We start from the raw sequence: 24,628 nt of genomic DNA, 5'->3' as shown, positions 1-24,628 counted from the left end.
GCAACTCACTGTTCGGTCAGGGCTAGAACTTGGCCGGAAAAAGCGGGAAGCGGACGGTTTTTGCGGTCGACTGGGCGAGTCCGCCAGCCGGTCCGGGTACGTAATCGGTTGCACCCGGGGACAGTTGGGGCAGCCCGGCATCCGTCGGGAACCGCCCGGCACGGCCTGTCGTCCCCATCGACGACAGCCGTCCCACTCGCGGTCCCGGGCCGCGTAGCGCCCTCGCCGGACGTTTCATGGACCCGTAAGAAAACTGCACGAACCGTGTGAACCTGCTTCAGGCGGACAGTGACGCGAAACGTGTACGTGTGGTGAAACACCGCTTACATGGTGTGATGTGGCCCTCGGCGTTCAACGGAAAGGAACGAGCGCTCATGCGCGAGATCCTCGGAAGGCGTCTCCAGCGGCTCCGCAATCGCTTGCAATCCCTGCGTCCCGCCCCGCCGCAGGGCGATGCGCAGGCTCTCCTCGACGCGGCGCTCACCTGCGCCACCACCTGGCGCTGGCCCGTTCTGCCGGGCGTCGGGCGTTCCCACGCCGACAGCGCCCGGTGCGCCTGCCCCGACCCCGACTGCGTCGTGCCCGGCGCGCACCCCTTCGACCCCGGGCTGCTCGCGGCCACCACCGACCCGCGGATGGTGGCCTGGTGGTGGACCAACCGGGCGGCTGCCCCGGTCCTGCTGGCCACCGGCGGGACCGCGCCCTGCGCGGTGAGCCTGCCCGCCGCGGCGGCCGCGCGTGCCGTCGTACGGCTGGACGCGCAGGGGCTGCGGCTCGGTCCGGTCGTGGCCACGCCCACGCGGTGGTCGCTGCTGGTGGCGCCGTACTCGCTGGAGCGGCTCGGCGAACTCCTCTACGCCAAGGACCACGTGCCCTCCTCGCTGCGGTTCCACGGCGAGGGCGGGTACTTGCTGCTGCCGCCCTCCGCCGCGATCGGCGGCGGCCAGGTGCGGTGGGAGCGCGAGCCGTCGGCGACCGGGGACATCTGGCTGCCGGAGGTGGAGGCGGTCGTGGACGCACTGGTGGAGGCGAGCAGCGGGGCGCCCGGCGGCGGCAGCCGGCTCGCGTACTGATGGCTCTTACGTACCCGACGACCCTCACGTACTGACGACCCTCACGCACTGGCAGATCACTCGTACGGGTGCCAGCGAGACGGGTTTCCAAGGGAATTGGGCGCGGGGATCTCCGTGCCCCATTCCCGCGTCGCTATGTTCGGCGAATGAATCTCCGCCTGATCGGTATCGGCGCCGGTGTGCTGATCATCTTGTCGCTCCCGCTGGCCGGAGCGATCGCCGGGCCGGATTTCGCCGGTCAGAGCGATGGGAAGGGCGGCGGTCTGCTCTCCACCTTCGGCCTGAGCCGCTCCTCCGCCGGCTCTCCGGACCCCTCGGGATCCCCGGGCTCTTCCCGCACTTCCGACTCCGTTGGTTCGGGAGGGAGTTCCGGCTCCGGCGGGTCCCGTACGCCGGCATCCGCCGGGGCGCCGGCCGGGGCGCCGGCCGGGGCGTCTGCCCACCAGGCTCCGGCAGAGCAGCCCCGCACGGACGCGCGTTGCGGGCCCGAACTGTCCTCCCCGCAGGGGGTGGAGGCGCAGACCTGCGTCCTGTCCGGTGAGGGCCGGACATGGGGGCGCAGCTACTACCGCAACACCAGCGGTCGCGCGCTGGAAGCGGTGCTCACGGTGATGGGTCCGGCGGGGCGGACGGTGCAGATCCGCTGCGCGGTCGGGGCGGGCGACGAGCCGGGACTGTGCGAGACGCCGGCCGACGCATCGGCGGGGACGCCGGACGGATACTCGGCAGTATCGGAATTTGCAGTTCCGGATGATGAAGGGGCACTGCTGCTGCGGTCCGGGAGCAACTCACCGGTACCGGGTGACCGTTGAGTGTCACCGGAAAAACAAGGGCCCGGTCGCTGGCGACGGGGGATGCACCAGCGACCGGGCTACAAGAACCGTAACAAGAGATCGCGTGTTCGCAAATTCGATCTCTGATATTCGGACACCGATTTGCAGGCGATTAGCGGGAGTTGTGACACTGGTCACCGGTGACAGGCCACCGGTGACCCACCCCAGCGGGCCCGCGAACGGGCCCCGGGGCGCGTGTCAGCTGAGCGTCACCTGGCGGTTGGTGAGACCGCCGCGGGCCCGGCGCTCCTCCGTGGTCAGCGGCGCGTCCGTCGCGAGCGCCGTGGCCAGCCGCTCCGCGAGCTCGGCGGCGGGCTTCTCCACGTCCTCCGCGGTTACCCCGGTGGGCAGGTCCCAGACGGGGACCATCAGGCCGTGCGCACGGAAGGATCCGACGAGCTTGGTGCCCTCGCCGAGCGAGGACGTGCCCGCCGCGTGCAGCCGCGCGAGCGCGTCGAGCAGCTTCTCCTCGGGGTGCGGCATGACCCAGCGCAGGTGGTTCTTGTCCGGGGTCTCGCACCAGTAGGCGGCGTCCACGCCGGTCAGCTTGACGGTCGGGATGGCGGCAGCGTTGGCGCGCTCCAGGGAGGCGGAGATCTCCGGTGAGGCGTTCTGGGCGCTCTCCGTGTCCGGAATCCAGAATTCGAACCCGCTGTGCACAACCGGCTCGAAACCGTCGTCGGCGGACAGGAGATCCTGAAGTCGCGGACCCTCGGCCGGAACCCGGCGGGCGGGGACGACGGTGCCCGGTTCGGCGGCGAGCGCACGCTCCAGGGTGTCGGCCATGTCCCGGGCGAGGTCACCGGTGGTCGAGTCGTTCTGCAGGCCGAGCAGGACGGAGCCGTCCTCGCGGCGCAGTGCCGGCGAGGCCAGCGGGAGTACGGTCACCAGCGTGACGGAGGGGACGCCCTCGGGCAGTCCGCCCTTGAGGGTGAGCGGGACGGTGGCGGCGGGAACGAGCTCGCGCAGCGCGACCCAGTCGCACTCGCCGGGCAGTCCCTCGAACGGGCGGGCCACGTGCTCGGTGACGGCGTGCGCCGCGGCAGCGCCGTGACAGGCCTTGTACCGGCGCCCGGATCCGCAGGGGCAGGGCTCGCGAGCGCCCACCACCGGGATCTCGCCGCTGTTGAGCTGCGGCTTTGCGGACTTCGCGGCGGGGCGCTTCTTGGCCATCGTGGGTGTCTCCCGGTTGCGGCGGTACGGCGTCGGTCTGGGCGCGAGCCTAGCCGTTCGTACCGCCGCGGCCGGTGGGGTGCGGCCGGGAGCACGGTCGGCGTGCGCTCCCGGACGGCCGCCATCTGCCTTCGCGCGGTCGGGAATCGTGATCAGGGATCGGTGATCGGGGATCGATATCGGTGATCGGTGACCAGGGACCGGAGGCCAATGATCGGTGATCGACGACGGACGATCAGGTGTCCAGATCGTCGAAGGCCGTACTGAAGTCGATCGCCGGGGGCGCGACGCGCGTAGCGAAATCCTCGTGCCGGGGCCCACAGGCCACGATCACCCAGACGGTGACCTCGCCCGCCGCTCCGTCCCGGACACCCCAGTCCTGGGCCAGGGCGCTGATGATGTTCAGCCCCCGTCCACCCCGCGCGGTGACCGACGGCTTGGACGGGATCGGGCGGGTGGGCCCGCCGCCGTCCGTGACCTCGACCGTCAGCCGCCCCGCCTTGTCGACGCGCCACGACGCGCGTATCCCACCGTCGCCGATCTCCCGCGAGCCCAGCGGCCTGCCGTGCCGGCAGGCATTGCTGAGAAGTTCGGAAAGGATCAGTACTGCGTCATCCACGATCGATTCGGACACTCCACTGATGCGCAATTGCTCGCGCATCCGGTGTCTCGCCTCGCCCACGCCCGCAGGACCATGGGACACGTCCATGCACGACGACGTGGGCACTTCTTGTGCCACCATCAACGCCACCCCCGGAACCTCCTTAGCCCCACGCATGATCTGGATGCCCCAATGGCCTGGACCGGAAACCGCCGGAGCGGGGCCCTCTGACGCATTCATGGCGACCGAACGCGGAGCGGATGCGCCGGGGCACACCCCGTAACGGGTGGTTCGTGTGGGGCGGGTGCGCAAAACGGGACGTCAGCGCCCCAGCTGTGACAGAACCTGTCGGGGTCTGTTCGTGATGATCGCTTCCACGCCCAGATCAGCGCAGAGCTGAACATCTTCCGGATCGTTCACAGTCCATACGTGTACGGAGTGCCCGGCGGCCTGAAGTTTGCGGATGAAACCCGGATGGCCGCGCACGATTCGCATGCCCGGCCCGGCGATCCTTACCCCGTCCGGCAGCCGCCCGTCCCGCATCCGGGGCGAGATGAACTGCATCAGGTACACGGTCGGGACCGTCGGCGCGGCGGCCCGCATGCGGTGCAGGGAGCGCGCGGAGAAGCTCATCACCCGGACCGGGTGCGGTCCATCGGCGGGTGGGGCGTCCAGTCCGAAGCGCTTGAGGAGGAAGAGGAGGCGGTCCTCCACCTGTCCGGCCCAGCGGGTCGGATGCTTCGTCTCGATCGCCAGCTGCACCGGTCGCCCGGCGTCCGCGACCAGCTCCAGCAGCCGTTCCAGGGTGAGCACGGAGGTCCGCTCGGGGTCCGCGTCCCAGTCGGGGGACTCCTCGCGGTCCTTCCACGAGCCGAAGTCAAGGGCGGCCAGATCGGCGAGCTCCAGGGCGGAGACGGCGCCGCGGCCGTTGGAGGTGCGGTTCACCCGCCGGTCGTGGACCAGCACCAGATGTCCGTCGGCCGTGAGCCGGACATCGCATTCGAGTGCGTCCGCACCGTCCTCGATGGCCTTGCGGTAGGCGGCCAGGGTGTGCTCGGGAGCATCCTCCGAGGCGCCTCGGTGGGCGACGACCTGGATGGGGCGCGGCATTGCGTGGGTCACCGGCTCATGGTGCCACCGAGAGGGCCCAGGATGTCGGGGAGAGTCCGGTGCGTGCTTCTGGGGATGCGCCGGAAATGTCGTAGATAAAGGATGGGGGAGACTCACAGGTCCGGCTTACAGTGCTCTGACGGGTCATGGGAAAGGCTTTGCCCAGGAACTTGTACGGCACGTCGAACGTTCAGCCGGACCGATATCGCCCGTATTTCTGAAGCCGTGTGTGACGAGGAGAGAGCGCTGTGAGCACCGAGAACGAGGGCACCGCGGCCCCGACACCCCCCGCGGCTCCGCCCGTACCCCCGGTGGCCGCGCCATTCGACGCCGCGCCGGCAGCGCACGGTGCGTCGGCGCCCCTGGAGCCGGCGACCCAGCAGCTGCCGCCGACGCCCGGCGCCGAGCCGACCCAGCAGCTCCCCCGGACCCCGGCTGCCGAGCCCGTGGCTCCCGCTCCGGCGTACACCGAGAACCCGGTCCCGCCGGTCACCCCGGCCTACGCCGATGGCCCCGCTCCCGCCCCGCAGGCGACGGGCGCCGAGGGCTGGCCTCCCGCGCCGCCCGCTGCCCCCGCGTACGGGGCCGGCGGCGGTCAGGGCTATGGCGGCTGGGGTGCGCCCCTGGCCGCCGACGGCGCACCGCAGCCCAAGCCGAAGGGCAAGGGCGGCCTGATCGCGGGCGTTCTGGCGGCGGCGCTCCTCGCCGGTGGCGTCGGTGGCGGCGTCGGCTACTGGGCCGCGGACCGCAGTGGCCACGGTTCCGGCTCGACCACGGTCAGCGCCGGCAACACCCCCAAGGACCTCAAGCGGGACTCGGGCTCCGTGGCGGGCCTGGCCGCCGGCGCGCTGCCCAGCGTCGTCACCATCGAGGCCTCGGCCGGCGACGGCGAGGGCGGCACCGGCACCGGCTTCGTCTACGACCAGCAGGGCCACATCCTCACCAACAACCACGTGGTCGCGTCCGCGGCCAACGGTGGCAAGCTCAGCGCGACGTTCTCCGACGGCAAGAAGTACGAGGCCGAGGTCATCGGCCGTGCCCAGGGGTACGACGTCGCCGTGCTCAAGCTCAAGAACCCGCCGTCCGGCCTCAAGCCGCTGCCGCTCGGCGACTCGGACAAGGTCGCCGTCGGCGACTCGACCATCGCGATCGGCGCCCCGTTCGGCCTGTCCAACACGGTCACCACCGGCATCGTCAGCGCCAAGAACCGCCCGGTCGCCTCCGGTGACGGCTCCGGCGGCAAGAACTCGTACATGAGCGCGCTGCAGACGGACGCCTCGATCAACCCGGGCAACTCCGGTGGTCCGCTGCTCGACGGCCGCGGCGCGGTGATCGGCATCAACTCCGCGATCCAGTCGGCGGGCAACGGCGGCTTCGGCGGCGGCCAGGCCGGGTCCATCGGCCTCGGGTTCGCCATCCCGATCAACCAGGCGAAGAACGTAGCCGAGTCGCTGATCAAGACCGGCAAGCCGGTCTACCCGGTGATCTCGGTCTCGGTGGACCTCGCGGCCAAGACCGACGGCGCCAAGATCTCCGACTCGGGCGCATCGGCCAACGAACTGGTCGACCCGAACGGCCCGGCGGGCAAGGCGGGTCTGAAGCCCGGTGACATCATCACCGAGCTCGGCGGCAAGCCGATCGACAGCGGCCCGACCCTCATCAGCGAGATCTGGACGTACAAGCCGGGTGACACGGTGAAGCTGACCTACCTGCGCGGTGGCAAGCCGACCACGGTGGACATCACGCTCGGCTCGCGGGTCGGCGACAAGTAGACACGGCTGGCCTGATGGTGAGGGGCCGTAGGCGCGATTGTGCCTGCGGCCCCTCCCAACGTCCGCTTATGCTTCGTGCGTGTTCGATTCGCGGCACATACGGACGTTCCACGAGGTGGTCGCCTCGGGGTCCTACTCGGCCGCCGCGCGCGTCCTCGGGTACACCCAGCCCGCGATCACCCAGCAGATGAAGGCGCTCGAACGCGCCGTCGGCACCCCGCTGTTCACCCGCGTCGGACGCCGTATGCAGCTCACCGAGGCCGGGGAGTCCATGGCCCGGCACGCCGAGTCCATCCTCGGCAGTCTCTCCGCCGCGGAAGCCCAGCTGAAGGCGTACGCCCGGCTGCGGACCGGCCGCGTCCGGCTGTGCGGCTTCCCCAGCGCCAACGTCACCCTCGTACCGGAAGCCCTGAGCTCCCTGGCCAAGGCACACCCGGGCATCCAGGTCGAGCTGCTGGAGGGCGAGCCCCCGGACTCCCTGCGCCGTCTGGAACGGGGCGAGTGCGACATCACCCTGGCCTTCACCTATCCCGGCCTGCACGAGGAGGTCCCGGAAGAGGTCGCCGAGGTCAGGCTGATGGAGGACCAGCTGACGGTCCTGCTGCCGACCGGTCACCCGCTGGCCCGGAGGCGGGCCGTGCACCTGGCGGACCTCTCCGAGGACCGGTGGATCGCGGGCTGCCCGCGCTGCCGGGCGAACCTCCTGCACGAATGCGCGGGGCTGGGCTTCGTCCCCGACATCCGGTTCGCCACCGATGACAACTTGGTGGTGCAGAGCCTCGTCGCCCAGGGCCTGGGCGTGGCCATGATGCCCGCGCTGGTGCTGCCCTCCCTCTCGCTGAGTAAGGTCTGCGGGCGGGCCCTGCAGCCGGCCGCCCGCCGTCACATCGCCGCGCACGTGTACCGGGACCATCTGCGGGTTCCGGCGACGGCGGTGGTGCTGGAGGCCCTGAAGCAGGCGGCCTCGAATCGGATCGGCTGCTGAACCGCTCCGGCGGGAGGCCGTTCGCCGATCCACTCCGCTGACCCCGCTCAGCCTGCCAATCCATAAGCAGGGCTTGGGATTTCAGCTCAGAACTGTCGTTGGACGTGATGGGTGAGCTCCTCGACGCTCCCCCTATGACCACCACCACGCCGGCCCGCACGACCGCGAGGACGGCCGCCCTCGTCAGTGAGATCCGCACGGTCGTGGACCGGGGGCTGGCCCCCGATCTGACCGCCTATCTGGTTGGTGAACGCCTCGCCCCGCACCTGGGGGCGCCCGGTCTGCTCACCGCCGAGCAGCGTGAGGGGCACCCCGACCGCTACCGGCAGCACGTCCTGCACGCCGAGCCGGACGGCAGCTTCTCCGTCGTGGCCCTGGTGTGGCTGCCGGGTCAGGAGACCGCCATCCACGACCACGTCTCCTGGTGCGTGGCCGGGGTGCACGAGGGCGAGGAGAGCGAGCTCCGCTACCGCCTGGCCCCTGCCACGGCGACCGAGGGCGCCCGTCTGGTGGCGACCGAGCACGTGGTCAACGGGGTTGGCGACGTCTGCGGCTTCGCTCCGCCCGGGGACATCCACAAGGTCCGCAACTCCTGTTCGACGAAGGCGATATCCCTTCACGTCTACGGAGCCGATGTCGTCCGCCTGGGCAGCAGCGTCCGCCGCGTCTACACGCTTCCGACCGACTGATGGCCCTGCTGAACCGCCCGGTGAGTGGGGCGGGATCACTGGGACGAGCCGATGTTTCACGTGAAACATCGTCGTCATGGCCCGGGTTGGGCCTCGCGGCGGCAGGAGTGATCGTCGCCTGGTCGGTGCACCGGCTGGCACCTTGGGCGCCGATGCTGACGGTGTCGGTGGTGCTCGGCATCACGTCGGCGCACCTCCCCGGCCTACGGGGCTTCGTACGGGGCCCCGCGCGCCCGGGTCTCTCCCTGGCCGGGCGGCGCCTGATGCGGATCGGCATCGTCCTGCTGGGCCTGGCGCTGGGTCTGGACCAGGTGCTCCGGCTGGGCTGGGCCACGGTGGCGATGGTTGCCGCGGTGGTGGCGGCCACCTTCTTCGGCACCCTCTGGCTCGGTCGCAGGCTAGGACTCCCCGGTGACCAACCCCTACTGATCGCCACCGGGTACTCGATCTGCGGGGCCTCGGCCATCGGCGCAGTCAGCCAGGTGTCCGGCAGCGACGAGGAGGACGTCGCCTCCTCGGTGGCCCTGGTCACCCTCTGCGGCACCCTGGCCATTGCCGTACTCCCGCTGCTCCAGGCGCCGTTGGGACTCTCCGATCCGGACTTCGGCCGCTGGGTGGGCGCGAGCGTCCACGACGTCGGCCAGGTGGTGGCGACGGCCCAGACGGCCGGCCCCGGTGCGCTCGGCGACGCGGTACTGGTCAAGCTGATGCGTGTGGCGATGCTGGCACCGCTGGTGGCGGCGGTGGCCTTCTCGGCGCGGGCCCGCAAGCGCGGGGTGCGCACGCCCTCGGGCCGCCGGCCCGCTCCGGTGCCGCTGTTCGTCGCCGGGTTCCTCGCGGCGGCCGCGCTGCGCGCCACCGGAGTGCTGCCCGACGTAGCGCTGGAAGGGGCGCACACCGCCCAGGAACTACTGCTGGCGGCCGCGCTGTTCGGCCTGGGCAGCGCGGTTCACCTGCCCACCCTGTCCCGCACCGGCGGCCGGGCCGCACTCCTCGGGCTCGCGGCCTGGCTGGTGGTGGCCGGGGTCTCGTACGCGGGCGTCCTCCTCACCAGCTAGCCGGAGTTGGCCATTTCCTGGCCGGAACCGACCGAACGTTCCGACTGGTGCCTGACATCTCGTCCCCGGCGTGCCACTCTGCCCCGGATCCGCACCGACAACTCTTCATCCGGGCACGGCAGAAGGAGTCATGCGTGAATCGTCATCGGACAGCCATACCGGTCTTACTCGCGGCGGGGGCCCTGCTCGTGGGCGCCCTGACGGCGGCATCCCCCTCGGTCGCGGCGGAGCGTCCCGCCCAGGGCTTCTGGTCGGCCGAGCGGATGCGGGCCGCCACCCCGCTCGACATCACGGCCGCCCCGGGCGCCGCCGCCCGCACGGCACCCAGCACCACCCTCCGCCCCACGACGATCACCCCGACGGCGCCGGTCGCCCCGGCGGCCGCACCCACGGCATTCCCGCAGCCGGGCGGCCCCTGGACGACGGGCGGCGCGGTGGTCAAAACCTCGGGCCGCGTCTTCTTCACCTTCGACGGGAGGAACGCCTCCTGCTCCGGTGACTCGATCACCAGCGCCAACGGCAGCACGGTGATCACCGCCGGCCACTGCGTGAAGTACCAGGGCGCCTGGCACACCAATTGGATCTTCGTCCCCGGGTACGAGAACGGGAACGCGCCCTACGGGCAGTGGGCGGCCACCAAGACCTTCGCGACCGACCAGTGGGTGGCGAGCGAGGACATGAACATGGACGTCGGCCTCGCGGTCGTGGCTCCGCTGAACGGCCGCACGCTCAGCCAGACCGTCGGCGCGCAGGGCATCGTCTTCAACGGTGGCTACAACAAGAAGATGTACGCCTTCGGCTTCCCGGCGGCGGCCCCGTACGACGGCACCAGGCTCGTCTACTGCAGCGGCAACACCGGCAAGGACTTCCTGCTGACCAAGGACCACAGCCTGCCGTGCAACATGACCGGTGGGTCCAGCGGCGGCCCCTGGTTCCAGGACTTCAACGAGGCGACGGGTCTGGGCACGCAGGTCTCGGTGAACAGCTTCGGCTACAACTTCCTGCCGAACCGGATGTTCGGCCCGTACTTCGGCAATGAGGCGAAGGCCGCCTACGACAAGGCCCAGACGGCCTGACCCACCTGGAATCCCCAGCGCCACTCACCCCCACCGCCCGGTACTCTGTACCCGCCAGGTGGGTTGCCCGAGCGGCCTAAGGGAACGGTCTTGAAAACCGTCGTGGCGCGAGTCACCGTGGGTTCAAATCCCACACCCACCGCAGTGGGCCGGGCTGAGGCCCGGCTCGGAAGGGGTGTCACCGATCAGGTGGCACCCCTTCCGCATTCGGCGTCGGGCACGGCGTCCCTCCGGTGGAGCCGGCCGGGTCAGTAGTCCTGGAGGGTGATCGAGTTCGCGGCCTTCTGGATCGGCTCCATGACCTTGGCCATCATCCGCTCCTTGCCGGGCAGGCGGCCCAGGACGGAGAGGATGGCCAGCCGGATCGAGATCTGGCGCTTGGTCCGCATGACCATGTGCTTGATGTTCGAGGGGCCGAGCTTCCGGTTCTGCTCCGCGAAGTGGCGCATCTCGTGCTCGTAGCCCGCGAAGCCGGTCGGGTGGTCGCCGCCGGCTGCGGCGAGCTCCCCCGCGAGGACGTACGCGCCGACCAGGGCCAGGCCCGTGCTCGGCCCGGAGGCGGGCGAGGCGCAGTACGCGGAGTCGCCGACCAGGGCTGTGCGGCCCTTGGACCTCCCAGGACCCACCTGCGTACGCGTCCGCCAGCAGCTTCCTCTGCTGCGAGAGGCCGTGGCGGTCGTACTCCAGCGGGCCCCAGGCGAAGAGGAACATCGCTTTCGCGCCGGTGTTTTTGGCCGTGCTGCAGGTCAGGGCCGTGCGCAGGGCCGTCCAGCGTCGCCACCCGCTTGCCCGCCACGGTGACGATGGAGCCGCCCTGGACGTCGGCCCGCTGGGCGCGGACGGAGTCGAGGGACCCGGCACGGGCGACCACGTCTAGCGCGGCACCCCGGAATGTCAACGTCCGGCCAGAGATGGGTAGATGGGGATCTTCCGGCAGGCGCTCGACCAGGCCGAGGCCGCTGATTCCGCGGGCGCGAATCGTGTGATTAGCCCCTTTGAGTGGTGTTTGTCGGAAGATCGGCGCGGGGCGTCGCGGCGCTCCGGTTGCGCTCGCATCATGACGAATGTATTCAGATCCGCCCGTCGGAACATTCACGGAACGAGGGAACCGTCATGGCTCACCGCAGCACCATCACGTCGATCTGGACCACCGTCCTCGCAGCGCTCGTGGCCCTCTTCGCCTCCCTCGGTTTCGGTGGCAAGGCCTCCCCGGCCGCCGCCGCCCCGCTCTCCTCCCCCGCCGCCGTCCCCGCGGCCGGCACCGCGGCGCACCGGCCGGCCCTCATGGCCCGGCGGACCTGGCGGGCGATGATGCGGGGTGGCTCGCTCCCGCCCACCATCAAGCAGCGGATCCGCGCCGAGGCCCACGGCAAGACCCCGTCCGTCCGCCGCTCGACCACCGCCCTCGCCGCCGGCTCCGCCTCCGCCGCCCATGACGAGCCCGGCGTCGACGACAGTGTCCGTACGGCCGCGATCACCGCGGCGGTCCGTGTCGGAGCCGCTCGCCGGGGGCTGGCGCTCGCCGCGTAGCCGGGACCGCCGTACGGGATACGGGCGGACAGCCGCGGCACACGGCACGCGGAACGCAGGAGACGCGGTCGGTCAGCAAGCAGGAGAAGGCAGTCGGTACGCAGGAGACGGCACGCGACGAGCAGCAGGCGGCGGGCCGTAGGTGTCAGGCGGAAGCGGCAGGCAGAAGCGGCAGGCAGCAAGCGGCGGGCCGTAGTCGGCAAGCAGTGGTCAGCAAGCGGTAGGCAGTAGGCGATAGGCGCGGCAGGCTGTGCGCGCCACGTACGAGTGAGTCAGCAGGCGTTGGAGCCCGGTCGGTCGGTGTGAGCAGGCCGCGACCGCGGATCGCGCCGTGAGGGTGCCCCGGAGCGGGGCGCAGCGGGAATGCCCCGGCGGACGCCGGGGGCGCTCAGGGGGCGTGAAGCTTGGCAGGGCAGGGTCGCAGGCCCGGGAGACGGTGGGGTTCCCGGACGGCGCGGCCCTTTTCGGCATGCCCGGGGTGCGGTGGTTTGGCGGAACGCTTCGCCCCTTGCGCGGCGGGGGTTTCAGTGGTTCTCGTGGCCCTGACCTGGGACGCCGGGGGCGTGAATGAGGTTTATCCGATGTTGGTCATGCTTGCGGGGGAATCGGGGACTCCGGGGTGGTTCGCCGGGGATTCGGTGGGCAACTCTGGTGTCGCGACGTCGTCACCACACGGAACGACTGAGGCGGTCGGCCAACTGCCTTGGAGTAAACCCCACTTCGGTTTTCTGGAGGATTCAGACATGGCAAGCATCCGTACCGCCCGCGTCATCGCCGCCGTCGCCGCTCTCCCCCTCGCCGTCGCCCTCTTCGGCGGTGTGGCGTCGGCCGACAACGGCTCCTTCGCGAATGACGGATCGAATGCGAGCGTCGCCAGCATCATCGGCAGCGGCGTGGGTGGTAACAACCACGGCAACTCCTCCACCTCGCAGCAGGTGGCCACCGGATCCGGCGCGTCCAACCAGAACAACACCGCGCAGGTCAACGGCTCGGCCTTCACTGCGATCGAGCAGCACAACTCCACTGTCGCGGTGAACTTCTACCCCTGGTGGTAGATGCGGCCTGAGCCGCGCTGACTGTTGAGGGCGCCTGTGCGACCGGACCGGCTGGGGTCCGGTAGCGCGGGCGCCCTCGGGCGTTCCGCGCCGTAGGCCCGACCCCCGCCGCCGCTCCGGCCTTGACATCCACGTGGAATCTGACGGACAGTCAGGTTCACTCGATGATGTGATGCCGGGAGGCCAGCGCCGTGCACCTCGCCCCGACCGAAGGCCAGTTGCGGCTCCGCGCCGAACTGCGGGAGTACTTCGGAAACCTGCTGCCGGACGGGGTGCCCGAGGACCCCGCCGAGCAGCGTGCTCTACTGCGCCGGATAGGCGCCGACGGACTCCTGGGCCTTGGCTGGCCCGTCGAGTACGGCGGCCAGGGACGCGGTCCCGACGAACAGTTCGTGTTCTTCGACGAGGCCTACCGGGCCGGGGCCCCCGTCTCCATGGTCACCCTCAACACCGTCGGCCCGACCCTGATGAAGTACGGGACGCAGGAGCAGAAGGACTACTTCCTGCCCCGGATCCTCAAGGGCGAGATCGTCTTCGCCATCGGCTACTCCGAGCCCGAGGCCGGCACCGACCTCGCCTCCCTGCGGACGAGGGCCGTACGAGTCGCCCGCGAGACCGGCGGTGAGACCGGCGGCAAGACCGGCTGCAAGACCGGTCTCGAGGCCGGCGCCGCCACCGCGACTGCCACGGCCGCCGCGCCCGACGGCACGGACGGTCCCGGGGACTGGCTGATCGACGGGCAGAAGATCTTCACCTCCAACGCCCAGAACGCCGACTGGATCTGGCTCGCCTGCCGCACCGACCCGGAGGCCCCCAAGCACAAGGGCATCTCGATCATCCTGGTGCCCACCGACGATCCCGGCTTCGCCTGGACCCCGATCGACACCGTCGGCGGCCTGACCACGACCGCCACGTACTACGACTCCATCCGCGTGCCCGCCGGCAACCTCGTCGGCCCCGAGCACGGCGGCTGGGGCCTGATCACCAACCAGCTCAACCACGAACGCGTCGCCCTCGCCGCCATCGGCATGCAGGCCGAGGACTTCTACCAGGGAGCCCTCGACCACGCCCGCACTCCCGACCCGGTCACCGGCGAGCGCCCCGCCGACCAGCCCTGGGTGCGGGCGCGGCTAGCCGAGGCACACGCGCGCCTCGCCGCAGTACGCCTCCTCAACTGGCGCCTCGTCCAGGACGTCGGCGCCGGCACCCTGGCCCCGGGCGACGCGAGCGGCGTGAAGTTCCTGGGCACCGAGTCCACCGTCGAGGTGTACCGGATCTGCCAGGAAGTGGTGGGTGAGGAGGCTCTGGTCCGGGGATCCGGGCCCGGGTTCTTCGCGGGCGGCGAGCTGGAGCGGATGAACCGGGCCGCCCAGATCAACACCTTCGGGGGCGGCGTCAGCGAGGTCCAACGGGAGATCGTCGCCATGATGCGGCTCGGCATGAAGGGGAGGAAGCGATGACCGCCACGGCCGACAGGGGCGAAACCGGAGCTGCAGCGGAGCCCGGGGCAGAGGCCGGGACGGACGCCGGGGCGGAGGCCGAAGCCGTTCGCTTTCACGAGCTGCTCAAGGCCTTCGAAGGCCAGCCGGCCGCCACCGCCGCACAGGGCAAGGACGCGGTCAACGAGCCGATGATCCGCCACTGGTGCGAGGCGATGGGCGATACCAACCCGGCCTACACCGGACTGGATCCCATCGCCCCGCCCACCATGCTCCAGGCCTGGACGATGGGCGGTCTCTCCGGGCACGGCGACCGCTCCTCGGCCTACGACGACCTCCTCGCCCTGCTCGACGGAGCCGGCTGCACCTCCGTGGTCGCCACCGACTGCGAGCAGGAGTACCTGCGGCCGCTGCGCCCCGGCGACGCGATCACCTTCGACGCCCTCATCGAGTCGGTGTCGGCGCGGAAGACCACCAAGCTGGGCACCGGCCACTTCGTGACCACCCGCATGGACGTCCACGCGAACGGCGAACTCGCCGGGACCCACCGATTCCGGATCCTCAAGTACCTCCCCGCGGCGAGGAAACCCTCCAAGCCCGCGGAACCCGCCCGGCCCGCGAAACCCGCCCAGCCCGCCCGGCGCCCCCGCCCCGTGATCAACCGCGACAACCAGGGCTTCTGGGACGGCGTGCGCGAGCACAGGCTGCTGATCCAGCGCTGCACCGCCTGCGCGACGCTCCGCTTCCCCTGGCTCCCCGGCTGCAACGCCTGCGCGAGCCCGGACTGGGACACCGTCGAGGCGTCCGGCGACGGCACGGTCTTCAGCTACGTCGTCATGCACCACCCGGCCTTCCCGGCCTTCGCCCCGCCCTACGCGGTGGCCCTGGTCGAGCTCGCCGAGGGCGTCCGCATGGTCAGCAACATCACCGGGGTCCCGTACGACAAGGTCCGCATCGGACTGCCGGTGCGACTGGAGTTCCTGCGCGTGGACGAGGAACTGGAACTGCCCGTCTTCCGGGGGAGTGAGGGCTGATGGACTTCCACCCCACCGAGGAACAGGCCGCCGCGGCCGGCCTCGCCGCCCAGATCTTCCGGGACCTCGCCACCCACGACCGCCTCGCCGCCGCCGGCACCGGCTCCGACGCCGAACTGTGGAAGGCCCTCACCGCCGCCGGACTGACCGCCGCCGTCGAGGACGTCGGCCTGCTCGGGCTGGTGCTCCTGCTGGAGGAACAGGGCCGTACGACCGCCCAGGTCCCGTACGCCGCCACGTGCGTGTACGGGATCCTCGCCCTGGCCCGGCACGGCAGCGCCGAGCAGCGCGCCAGACTGCTGCCGGCGCTGGGCTCGGGCGACGCGGTGGCCACGGGAGCCTTCCCGGACCGCGGCCGGATCACCGCCTCGCCGGACGGCCGCCTGACCGGCGTGGCACCCGCGGTGCCCTGGCTGCGCGAGGCCACGCACGTGCTCGTGCCGGACGCGGCGGGAGCGCTGTGGCTCGTACGGACGGACGCGCCCGGAGTGCGCACCCCGGCGGTGGAGACCACCGCGCCCTGGTCGGCCGGGAGCCTGACGCTGACCGGCGCCGAGGCGGAACGGGTCGGCGCGGAGGGCACCTACGCGGACGTGCTGGCCATCGCCCGGACGGCCTTCGCGGGTCTCCAGGCGGGCGTCTGCGCGGGCTCGCTGGCCCGCGCCGTGGAGTACACCTCCACCCGCGAGCAGTTCGGCCGGCCGCTCTCCACGAACCAGGGGGTCATGCTGCGCGCGGCCGACGCGTACATGGACACCGAGGCGATACGGGTCACCACCTACGAGGCGGCCTGGCGCGTCGACGAGGGGTTCCCGGTCGGCGAGCACGCCCTGACGGCAGCCTGGTGGGCCTCGGAAGCGGGAAAGCGGGTCGTCCACGCGGGCCAGCACCTGCACGGCGGGATGGGCGCTGACCTCGACCACCCCGTCCACCGGCACTTCCTGTGGGGGCGCCAGCTCGACGCGTACCTGGGCTGCGGCAGTGAACTGCTGGCCGAGCTGGGCGCGCTCCTGTCCGAAGACGCGCCCGAGGGGGACGACGCATGAACATCGGCGACACGCTGGCGCCGCTGGAGATACCGGTGAGCCGCACGCTGATCGTCTCGGGGGCGATCGCCTCCCGGGACTACCAGGACGTGCACCACGACGCGGAGCTCGCCCGGGCGAAGGGCTCCCCGGACATCTTCATGAACATCCTGACGACCAACGGGCTGGTCGGCCGGTACATCACCGACCGCCTCGGCCCGGGCGCGGTCCTGCGCAAGGTCGCGATCCGCCTCGGCGCGCCCAACTACCCCGGCGACACCATGACGCTCACCGGCACCGTCACCGCCCTCGCCGGAAACACCGCCGAGATCCGCGTGGTCGGCGCCAACGGCATCGGCCACCACGTCACGGGCACCGTCACCGTCACGCTGGACACCGCACCGGAGAGCTCGGGCTCCGGCACCGTGCCCGACACCACCCCCGACAGCCCGGAGGGCACGCCATGAGCGTCCGTACCCGTGACGAGCTCGGCTCCCGCGCCGCCATCGCCGGCATCGGCGCGACCGAGTTCTCCAAGGACTCGGGCCGCAGCGAGCTCAAGCTGGCGGTCGAGGCCGTGCACGCGGCCCTCGACGACGCCGGGCTCACCCCCGCCGACGTCGACGGCATGGTCACCTTCACGATGGACACCAGTCCCGAGATCACCGTCGCCCAGGCGGCCGGCATCGGGGACCTCTCCTTCTTCTCCCGCATCCACTACGGCGGCGGCGCCGCCTGCGCCACCGTCCAGCAGGCCGCCCTCGCCGTCGCCACCGGGGTCGCGGAGGTCGTGGTCTGCTACCGCGCCTTCAACGAGCGCTCCGGCCGCCGCTTCGGCTCCGGCGTCCAGCAGCGCGAACCCTCGGCGGAGGGCGCGGCACTCGGCTGGTCGCTGCCGTGGGGCCTGCTCACCCCGGCCTCCTGGGTGGCCATGACCGCCCAGCGCTACCTGCACACCTACAACCTGACCCCGGAGGCCTTCGGCCACGTCGCGGTCACCGACCGTCGGCACGCCGCGAACAATCCGGCCGCCTACTTCTACGGCAAGCCCATCACCCTGGCCGAGCACGCCGCGTCGCGCTGGATCGTCGAGCCGCTGCGTCTCCTGGACTGCTGCCAGGAGACGGACGGTGGCCAGGCCATCGTCGTCACCACCGCCGAGCGGGCCCGCGACCTGCGGCAGAAGCCCGCCCTGATCACGGCGGCCGCCCAGGGCGCGGGCCGCCGCCAGGAGGCCATGACCTCCTTCTACCGCGACGGCCTCGCCGGGCTGCCGGAGATGGACGTGGTCGCCCGCCAGCTGTGGAGGACCAGCGGACTGCGCCCCTCGGACATCGACGTCGGCATCCTCTACGACCACTTCACGCCGTTCGTGCTGATGCAGCTGGAGGAGTTCGGCTTCTGCGCGCCGGGGGAGGCGGCCGATTTCGTCGCCGCGGACGCGCTGCCGCTGAACACCCACGGCGGCCAGCTCGGGGAGGCGTACCTGCACGGCATGAACGGCATCGCCGAGGCCGTCCGCCAGCTGCGCGGAACCTCCGTCAACCAGGTCCCGGGCGCTGCGCACGCCCTGGTCACAGCCGGTACCGGGGTCCCGACCTCAGGTCTGGTCCTCGGCGCGGACGGCTGACGCACCGGTGAGGGGAAGCCCCGCCTCCTCCACCTTCAGGAGGTGGGGCGAGCCCCACCCCTACAACCTGAGGGGGATCCCTCTTCGGGACTTGCGGCCGATCCCACGGGGCCGCGCCGCTCCTAGCGTGGAGCCATGACCACGCCTGTGTGCACGCTCGCCTCGAATCCGACGCCGTACCCGTCGTTCTCGGCGTTCGTCCGGACCCGCGGCACGGTCCTGATGCGGACCGCGCGCTCGCTCACCGCCAACCCCTGCGACGCCGAGGACCTCCTCCAGACCGCCCTGACCAAGACCTACGTCGCGTGGGACCGCATAGAGGACCACCGCGCCCTGGACGGCTATGTCCGCCGGGCCCTGGTCAACACGCGCACCAGCCAGTGGCGCAAGCGCAAGGTCGACGAGTTCGCCTGCGACGAGCTCCCCGAGGCCGACGAGCCACCGGCCGCCGACCCCGCCGAGGCACAGGCGCTGCGCGACGCGATGTGGCGTGCGGTGACCCGGCTGCCCGACCGGCAGCGGGCGATGGTCGTCCTGCGCTACTACGAGGACATGAGTGAGGCCCAGACCGCCGAGCTGCTCGGCGTCTCCGTCGGTACCGTCAAGAGCGCCGTCTCCCGGGCGCTGGGCAAGCTCCGCGAGGACCCGGAACTGACCCCGGTCCGCTGAGCCGGGTGCCCTCCGAGCGATGTTTCACGTGAAACATCGAGAGGTTTTCTCCCGCGGTTTCTACCGCTGGGTAGTGACATGCCGACCGGTACGTGCGCAGAATCGGCAGCATCCGTAGCCGCCGCAGCGCCGCAGCGCTCACCGGGAGGACGCTTTGCTGAGCACCATGCAGGACGTACCACTCCTCGTCACCCGCATACTGCAGCACGGGATGACGATCCACGGGAAGTCCCAGGTCACGACCTGGACCGGGGAGGCCGAGCCGCACCGCCGGAGCTTCGCCGAGATAGGCCTCCGCGCCACCCGCCTGGCCAACGCACTGCGCGACGAGCTCGGGGTGCAGCAGGACGACCGTGTCGCCACCCTCATGTGGAACAACGCCGAGCACGTCGAGGCGTACTTCGCGATCCCCTCCATGGGCGCTGTCCTGCACACACTGAACCTCCGGCTCCCTCCCGAGCAGCTGGTCTTCGTCGTCAACCACGCCGCCGACCGGGTCGTCCTGGTCAACGGCACCCTGCTGCCGCTGCTCGTCCCGCTGCTGCCGCACCTGCCCACGATCGAGCACGTAGTGGTCGCGGGCATCGGTGACCGCTCCGCGCTGGCCGGCCTGGACGTACGCGTGCACGAGTACGAGGAGCTCCTGGCGGGCCGCCCGGACACCTACGCCTGGCCCGAGCTGGACGAACGCCAGGCCGCGGCCATGTGCTACACCTCCGGAACCACCGGAGACCCCAAGGGCGTCATCTACTCCCACCGCTCGATCTACCTGCACTCCATGCAGGTCAACATGACCGAGTCGATGGGCCTGACCGACAAGGACACCAGCCTCGTCGTCGTCCCGCAGTTCCACGTCAACGCCTGGGGCCTGCCGCACGCCACCTTCATGACCGGCATCAACATGCTGATGCCGGACCGCTTCCTGCAGCCCGCCCCGCTCGCCGAGATGATCGAGCGGGAGAGGCCCTCGCACGCCGCCGCCGTCCCCACCATCTGGCAGGGACTGCTCGCCGAGGTCACCGCTAACCCGCGCGACATCAGCTCGATGAAGCAGGTCACCATCGGCGGCTCCGCCTGTCCGCCCTCCCTCATGGAGGCGTACGACAAGCTGGGCGTCCGGGTCTGCCATGCCTGGGGCATGACCGAGACCTCCCCGCTGGGCACCATGGCGCACCCGCCGGCCGGGCTGAGCGCCGAGGAGGAGTGGCCGTACCGCCTCACCCAGGGCCGGTTCCCGGCGGGCGTCGAGCCGCGCCTGGTCGGCCCGGCGGGCGAGGTGCTGCCCTGGGACGGCGAGTCGGCGGGTGAGCTCGAGGTTCGCGGCGGCTGGATCGCGGGCGCCTACTACAACGGCGTGTCCGGCGAACCGCTGCGGCCCGAGGACAAGTTCAGCGCGGACGGTTGGCTCAAGACCGGCGACGTCGGCGTGATCAGCCCCGACGGCTACCTCACCCTCACCGACCGGGCCAAGGACGTCATCAAGTCGGGCGGCGAGTGGATCTCCAGCGTGGAGCTGGAGAACGCGCTGATGGCCCACCCCGAGGTCGCCGAGGCGGCTGTCGTCGCCGTCCCCGACGACAAGTGGGGAGAGCGCCCGCTGGCCACCGTCGTCCTCAAGGAGGGTGCCACCGTGGACTACGCGGGACTGCGCGCCTTCCTCGGCCAGTCGATCGCCAAGTGGCAGCTGCCCGAGCGCTGGGCGTTCATCGACGCGGTGCCGAAGACGAGCGTCGGCAAGTTCGACAAGAAGGTGATCCGCAAGCAGTACGCGGAGGACACCCTCGACGTCACGAAGCTCGACTGACTTCCGCGGTGGCTCGCAGCGGCTACTGGTTCCGCGTGAGCCAGGGCCGCAGCAGCTTGCTGACCGCCGGCATGGCCGCGTAGGTCATCAGGGTGCTGAAGACGACGGCGAAGGCGGCCGTCCGCAGCACGAAGTGCAGGTTCACGAGGTACGGCCCGAGCACCGCGTTGCCCGCGAGCGAGATCGGGAAGATGGCCAGCCCCGAGCTGATCGCCATCTTCCACCGCGGCGGCGCGGGCCGGGCCGTACCCGGCTTCGCGAACCAGGTCTCCATGCCGTGCAGTTCGCGCCGGGCTATCTCGCTGTGGTGGTGGCCCAGGCAGTTCGAGAACCACGCGGCCCGCTCGGCGGAGTCCTGCCACCGCTGGAAGGCCGCCTGGTTGCGGAACCGGTGCACCAGGAACCACGGCCCGCCCTCCACGGCCGGGCGGAACAGCCCATACCCGAGGTGGTCGGGGAAGGCCGAGGCAGTCTCCAGGATCCCGTGGGCCCAGGCCTCGAAGTTCTCCTCGTGGCCAGGATCCACCTGCCGGGCTATGAGCAGGCTGACCTCCCCGTTGTCGGCGGGGACGGTCTGCTCGCTCGTGTCGGTGATGGCCATGCGGCCAGGATGACTAGTTGGTGCCGATCTTGGCCAGTAGGTCCACGATGCGGCCCTGCACGTCGGCCGTGGTGGACCGCTCCGCGAGGAACAGCACGCTCTCGCCCGAGGCCAGCCGCGGCAGTTCGGCCTCGTCGATCCCGGTGGCCGTGTAGACGACCAGCGGGGTGTGGTTCAGCGCTCCGTTGGCACGGAGCCAGTCCACGATCCCGGCCCGGCGGCGGCGTACCTGCATCAGGTCCATCACCACCAGGTTCGGCCGCATCCGCGACGCCAGCTCCACCGCGTCCGTATCGGCGTCGGCCCGCGCGACCTGCATGCCGCGCCGCTCCAGGGCGGCGGTCAGGGCGGTCGCGATCTCGTCGTGCTCCTCGATCAGCAGGACCCGGGAAGGGTGCTGCTCGCTGTCGCGCGGCGCGAGCGCCTTGAGCAGGACGGCCGGATCGGCGCCGTACGCGGCTTCGCGCGTGGCGTGCCCCAGCCCGGCCGTCACCAGTACGGGGACCTCGGCGGCCACCGCGGCCTGGCGCAGGGACTGCAGGGCGGTCCGGGTGATCGGCCCGGTCAGCGGGTCCACGAACAGCGCGGCGGGGAACGCGGCGATCTGTGCGTCGACCTCCTCGCGGGAGTGGACGATCACCGGGCGGTAGCCGCGGTCGCTGAGGGCCGCCTGGGTCTGCGCGTCGGGGGCGGGCCACACCAGGAGCCGGCGCGGGTTGTCCAGCGGCTCCGGCGGCAGCTCGTCGTCCACGGGACGCGGCACGGTCCGGTTGACCACCTCGACGGCGCCACCGGGGCCGTCCAGCGGCTCGGGGCCCTCGTCGGAGCCCGCTTCGGGGGCTCCTATGGCGAAGGCGCGGCCCTGGGGCGCGGGCTCCGCGAGCCGGCGGCGCCGGCCGGAGCCGTTGGTGTCGGTGGTGTCGGTGGAGATGCCCCGGCCGAGGGTCCCCAGCGCCCGGACGCTGATCGGCGCTCCGGCGCCCTCCGCCGGGGTGTCCTGCGGCTGGCGCGCCCCGGGCAGGGCGATCTGACCAGAGGTGTCCTCGTCCTCGGGGGCGGTACGGGCCGCCGGAACGGGCCAGGCCGGGGTGGCGGGCAGCGCGTGCCGCCGCCCGGTCGGATGCGTCTCGGAGGCTACGGAGCCCTGCGCGCCCCCGCCCGGCCGCCCGGCACCGGCTTCGGGGTCGGCGAGGGGCGCACCCAGCACCCGGCGCCCGCGCCGCCCGCCCGCGGCTTCGGAGTCGACCTCGGCGGGAGTGCCGGCGGAACCGGCCATGACGGAGGCCTGCGGGGGCTGCGCGGCCGCGGTCGGCCCCGGGGGCAGTGCGAAGCCGCCCTCAGGGGCGACGGGCCGTGTCGCGGCGGGAGCCGCGAGCCCGGTCGCCGGCACCGGGCCACCGGGCTGCGCCGGTCCCGCGGTGCCGAGTGCGCGCCTCCGCCCGGCGGGATGCTCGGTCAGCGGCACGGGGGGCACGGCGACGGGGGGCACGGCGACGGGGAGCACGGGGGCCGGGGGCACCGGCATGGGACCCACCGGCATGGGCGGCAGCGCGGGCAGCGCGGTCCCCTGCGGGGGCACGGGCCGCCCGGGGCCGCCCTGGCCGCCGCCGTCGTCGGTGTCCCCGCTGTTACTGCCGTCGCCGTTCTGACCGCGGCGCCGCCCGGTGCCGCTTCCTCCCAGGCCCGCCGGGTTCACCGGGGACTGGGCGAGCGCCGCGGGAGCGCCGTCGCCGGGCCGCTGCCCGGCGACGGCCAGGGCCTCGCCGCCGCGGCGGCGCCCGGACGGCAGCGCGAGCGCGCCCCCGTCGTCGGCGGCCGGGCCCGCACCCTTCGCCGTGCCGTCGGAGCCCTGCCCGGAGCTGGGCCCGGAGCCCTGGTCGGAGTCGTCGAGGAACGCGTCCACGCCGCGCCGGGCCCGCCGGCCACCGGAGACCTGCCCCGGGCCGCCCTCGGCCCCGGGCTCCGCCGGGGGAGCCGGCTCGGGCTCCGGCAGGGTGACCGTCCCGGCTCCCGCGCCCAGCGGCAGCTCCAGCACGTAGGCCCCACCGGGCGCGCCCGGTACCTCCACCGTCTGCAGCACACCGCCGTGCGCGGCCACGATGCCCCGCACGATCGGCTCGTGCACCGGGTTGCCGCCCTCGTACGGCCCGCGCACCTCGATCCGTACGACCTCGCCGCGCTGCGCGGCGGCGACCACGATCGTCGAGTCCATGTACCCGCTGCCCTGGCGGGTCTTGCCGGTGGCGTCCACCCCGGCGACGTCCGCGACCAGGTGGGCGAGGGCGGTCGCGATCCGCTCCGCGTCCACCTCCGCCTCGATGGTGGGGGCGTGCACGGCGAACTGCGCGCGTCCGGGGCCGATCAGCTCCACGGCGCCGTCGACGCCGGCCGCGACGACCCCGTCGATCAGCACCTTCTTCTTGCGGAGCTTGTCGCTCCCCGCGTCGAGGCGCTGGAAACCGAGCACGTTGTCGACCAGCGTGGTCATGCGGGAGTAGCCGGCGGCCAGGTGGTGCAGGAGCTGGTTGGCCTCGGGCCACAGCTGTCCCGCGTCGTCGGCGGCCAGCGTGGCCAGCTCCCCGCGCAGCTCCTCCAGCGGTCCGCGCAGCGAGTCGCCGAGTACGGACAGCAGCTGGGCGTGGCGTGCGGCCAGCGCGTCGTAGGAGCGCCGGTCCGTGAAGGTCATGACGGCGCCGACGAGCTGCTCCCCGTCCCGGACGGGCGAGGTGGTCAGGTCCACGGCGACCGGCTGCCCGGCCTTGTTCCACAGCACCTGGCCGCGGACCCGGTGCTTGCGTCCGCTGCGCAGGGTGTCGGCGAGCGGGGACTCCTCGAAGGGGAACGGCGAACCGTCGGCGCGCGAGTGCTGGACCAGTCCGTGCAGTTCGCGGTTGCCGAGGTCGGTGGCGCGGTAGCCGAGGATCTGGGCGGCGGCCGGATTGACCAGCACGACCCGGCCGTCGGTGTCCGTGCCGACGACGCCCTCGGCGGCGGCCCGCAGGATCATCTCGGTCTGGCGCTGGGAGCGGGCCAGCTCGGCCTCGGTGTCCACCGTCTGCGAGAGGTCCCGCACGACGAGCATCAGCAGCTCGTCACCGGTGTACGAGGGCTGCGGCTCGCGGTAGGCGTCACGGCCGTCCAGATGGGCGGCGGTGACCTCCACGGGGAACTCGCTGCCGTCGGTGCGGCGCGCGACCATCCGCTTGGGACGGGCACGGCCGCCCTCGTCCTCGCCGGGCCGGCGCATGGAGCCGGGGATCAGCTTGGAGTCGAAGTCGGGCAGGAGGTCGAGCACGCCGCGGCCGACGAGCCCGGTACCGGGACTCTCCATGACCTCGAGGGCGATCGAATTCGCGTTGACGACCGTGCCGTTGGCGTTGACGAGCAACAGCGCGTCCGGAAGTGCGTCGAGTATTGCTGCGAGGCGAGCAGCGCCTCGGGATGGCCTGCTGCTCACGACGAGCTTCCTCC

The 24,628-nt window shown here is 72.0% G+C and carries 23 protein-coding genes and 1 tRNA gene; 18 read left to right on the top strand and 6 right to left on the bottom strand.

Translation table 11 applies throughout. The annotated features are described in order from the left end of the window. The first annotated feature begins 374 nt into the window (after positions 1–374). On the top strand, positions 375–1,073 hold the full coding sequence (locus tag OG389_RS19045; RefSeq protein ID WP_328299670.1) for a bifunctional DNA primase/polymerase: 699 nt from the start codon (positions 375–377) through the stop codon (positions 1,071–1,073). A 146-nt stretch (positions 1,074–1,219) separates the two neighbouring features. Then, positions 1,220–1,885 (top strand): hypothetical protein, encoded by a 666-nt coding sequence (locus OG389_RS19040; protein ID WP_328299669.1) that lies wholly within the window; start codon positions 1,220–1,222, stop codon positions 1,883–1,885. Positions 1,886–2,104: 219 nt separating this feature from the next. On the opposite strand, the gene OG389_RS19035 is transcribed toward OG389_RS19040, so the two are convergent. The 3 genes from OG389_RS19035 to OG389_RS19025 all read right to left on the bottom strand — a co-directional run bounded on the left by OG389_RS19035 (position 2,105) and on the right by OG389_RS19025 (position 4,790). Further along, entirely contained in the window at positions 2,105–3,079 is a 975-nt protein-coding gene (locus tag OG389_RS19035) for a DUF5926 family protein (RefSeq protein WP_328299668.1), read from the bottom strand. Positions 3,080–3,314: 235 nt separating this feature from the next. Beyond that, positions 3,315–3,821, bottom strand: coding sequence for an ATP-binding protein (locus OG389_RS19030; RefSeq protein ID WP_328303912.1), 507 nt, complete (start codon positions 3,819–3,821; stop codon positions 3,315–3,317). A gap of 180 nt (positions 3,822–4,001) precedes the next feature. Continuing rightward, positions 4,002–4,790 (bottom strand): glycerophosphodiester phosphodiesterase, encoded by a 789-nt coding sequence (locus OG389_RS19025; protein WP_328303910.1) that lies wholly within the window; start codon positions 4,788–4,790, stop codon positions 4,002–4,004. Positions 4,791–5,038: 248 nt separating this feature from the next. On the opposite strand from OG389_RS19025, the gene OG389_RS19020 reads away from it, so the two are divergent. The 6 genes from OG389_RS19020 (at position 5,039) to OG389_RS18995 (ending at position 10,512) form a co-directional block, all read left to right on the top strand. Next, positions 5,039–6,562, top strand: coding sequence for a S1C family serine protease (locus OG389_RS19020; RefSeq protein WP_328299667.1), 1,524 nt, complete (start codon positions 5,039–5,041; stop codon positions 6,560–6,562). 79 nt (positions 6,563–6,641) lie between these two features. After that, positions 6,642–7,547 (top strand): LysR substrate-binding domain-containing protein, encoded by a 906-nt coding sequence (locus tag OG389_RS19015; RefSeq protein ID WP_328299666.1) that lies wholly within the window; start codon positions 6,642–6,644, stop codon positions 7,545–7,547. A 134-nt stretch (positions 7,548–7,681) separates the two neighbouring features. Continuing rightward, positions 7,682–8,236, top strand: a complete 555-nt coding sequence (locus tag OG389_RS19010; protein WP_328299665.1) for a cysteine dioxygenase family protein — start codon at positions 7,682–7,684, stop codon at positions 8,234–8,236. Continuing rightward, entirely contained in the window at positions 8,236–9,294 is a 1,059-nt protein-coding gene (locus OG389_RS19005; RefSeq protein ID WP_328299664.1) for a YeiH family protein, read from the top strand. The genes OG389_RS19010 and OG389_RS19005 overlap by 1 nt, the downstream gene beginning before the upstream one ends. Positions 9,295–9,428: 134 nt before the next feature. Next, a complete protein-coding gene (locus OG389_RS19000; protein WP_328299663.1) occupies positions 9,429–10,370 on the top strand; it encodes a trypsin-like serine peptidase in 942 nt (313 codons plus the stop codon). Between the two features lie 57 nt (positions 10,371–10,427). Next, positions 10,428–10,512, top strand: a tRNA-Ser gene (locus OG389_RS18995). Between the two features lie 106 nt (positions 10,513–10,618). Here OG389_RS18995 and OG389_RS18990 read toward each other — a convergent pair. Beyond that, positions 10,619–10,996 carry a hypothetical protein gene (locus tag OG389_RS18990; RefSeq protein ID WP_328299662.1) on the bottom strand — a complete coding sequence of 126 codons (378 nt, stop codon included), beginning with the start codon at positions 10,994–10,996 and terminating at the stop codon, positions 10,619–10,621. Positions 10,997–11,106: 110 nt separating this feature from the next. Between OG389_RS18990 and OG389_RS18985 the strand changes: the two genes are divergently transcribed. From OG389_RS18985 to OG389_RS18940, 10 genes are all read left to right on the top strand, one after another. Further along, on the top strand, positions 11,107–11,247 hold the full coding sequence (locus tag OG389_RS18985) for a hypothetical protein (protein WP_328299661.1): 141 nt from the start codon (positions 11,107–11,109) through the stop codon (positions 11,245–11,247). Between the two features lie 236 nt (positions 11,248–11,483). Then, positions 11,484–11,900 (top strand): DUF6344 domain-containing protein, encoded by a 417-nt coding sequence (locus OG389_RS18980; RefSeq protein WP_328299660.1) that lies wholly within the window; start codon positions 11,484–11,486, stop codon positions 11,898–11,900. Between the two features lie 743 nt (positions 11,901–12,643). Next, on the top strand, positions 12,644–12,955 hold the full coding sequence (locus OG389_RS18975; RefSeq protein ID WP_250738547.1) for a hypothetical protein: 312 nt from the start codon (positions 12,644–12,646) through the stop codon (positions 12,953–12,955). A gap of 191 nt (positions 12,956–13,146) precedes the next feature. After that, the gene (locus OG389_RS18970; RefSeq protein WP_328299659.1) at positions 13,147–14,415 is read left to right on the top strand and encodes an acyl-CoA dehydrogenase family protein; all 1,269 of its coding nucleotides are present in this window, start codon (positions 13,147–13,149) and stop codon (positions 14,413–14,415) included. Continuing rightward, positions 14,412–15,428 (top strand): bifunctional MaoC family dehydratase N-terminal/OB-fold nucleic acid binding domain-containing protein, encoded by a 1,017-nt coding sequence (locus OG389_RS18965; RefSeq protein ID WP_328299658.1) that lies wholly within the window; start codon positions 14,412–14,414, stop codon positions 15,426–15,428. The genes OG389_RS18970 and OG389_RS18965 overlap by 4 nt, the downstream gene beginning before the upstream one ends. Beyond that, a complete protein-coding gene (locus tag OG389_RS18960) occupies positions 15,428–16,474 on the top strand; it encodes an acyl-CoA dehydrogenase family protein (RefSeq protein ID WP_328299657.1) in 1,047 nt (348 codons plus the stop codon). The genes OG389_RS18965 and OG389_RS18960 overlap by 1 nt, the downstream gene beginning before the upstream one ends. After that, on the top strand, positions 16,471–16,920 hold the full coding sequence (locus OG389_RS18955) for a MaoC family dehydratase (protein WP_328299656.1): 450 nt from the start codon (positions 16,471–16,473) through the stop codon (positions 16,918–16,920). Before OG389_RS18960 ends, OG389_RS18955 begins: the two co-directional genes overlap by 4 nt. Continuing rightward, complete coding sequence (locus OG389_RS18950) at positions 16,917–18,083, top strand: lipid-transfer protein (RefSeq protein WP_328299655.1); 1,167 nt, start codon at positions 16,917–16,919, stop codon at positions 18,081–18,083. Before OG389_RS18955 ends, OG389_RS18950 begins: the two co-directional genes overlap by 4 nt. Before the next feature lie 135 nt (positions 18,084–18,218). Then, the gene (locus tag OG389_RS18945; RefSeq protein ID WP_328299654.1) at positions 18,219–18,752 is read left to right on the top strand and encodes a SigE family RNA polymerase sigma factor; all 534 of its coding nucleotides are present in this window, start codon (positions 18,219–18,221) and stop codon (positions 18,750–18,752) included. Positions 18,753–18,906: 154 nt separating this feature from the next. After that, positions 18,907–20,556 carry a long-chain fatty acid--CoA ligase gene (locus OG389_RS18940; protein WP_328299653.1) on the top strand — a complete coding sequence of 550 codons (1,650 nt, stop codon included), beginning with the start codon at positions 18,907–18,909 and terminating at the stop codon, positions 20,554–20,556. A gap of 22 nt (positions 20,557–20,578) precedes the next feature. On the opposite strand, the gene OG389_RS18935 is transcribed toward OG389_RS18940, so the two are convergent. Together OG389_RS18935 and OG389_RS18930 are read right to left on the bottom strand one after the other, a co-directional pair. Continuing rightward, positions 20,579–21,157, bottom strand: a complete 579-nt coding sequence (locus OG389_RS18935) for an antibiotic biosynthesis monooxygenase (RefSeq protein WP_328299652.1) — start codon at positions 21,155–21,157, stop codon at positions 20,579–20,581. Between the two features lie 13 nt (positions 21,158–21,170). Further along, the gene (locus tag OG389_RS18930) at positions 21,171–24,614 is read right to left on the bottom strand and encodes a response regulator (RefSeq protein ID WP_328299651.1); all 3,444 of its coding nucleotides are present in this window, start codon (positions 24,612–24,614) and stop codon (positions 21,171–21,173) included. Between the last annotated feature and the right edge of the window lie 14 nt (positions 24,615–24,628).

This window comes from Streptomyces sp. NBC_00435, assembly GCF_036014235.1.
In the GTDB taxonomy this organism is placed as follows: Bacteria; Actinomycetota; Actinomycetes; order Streptomycetales; family Streptomycetaceae; genus Streptomyces.
The sequence above is the reverse complement of the archived record's forward strand: the minus strand, read 5'-3'. Positions and strand labels throughout refer to the sequence as shown.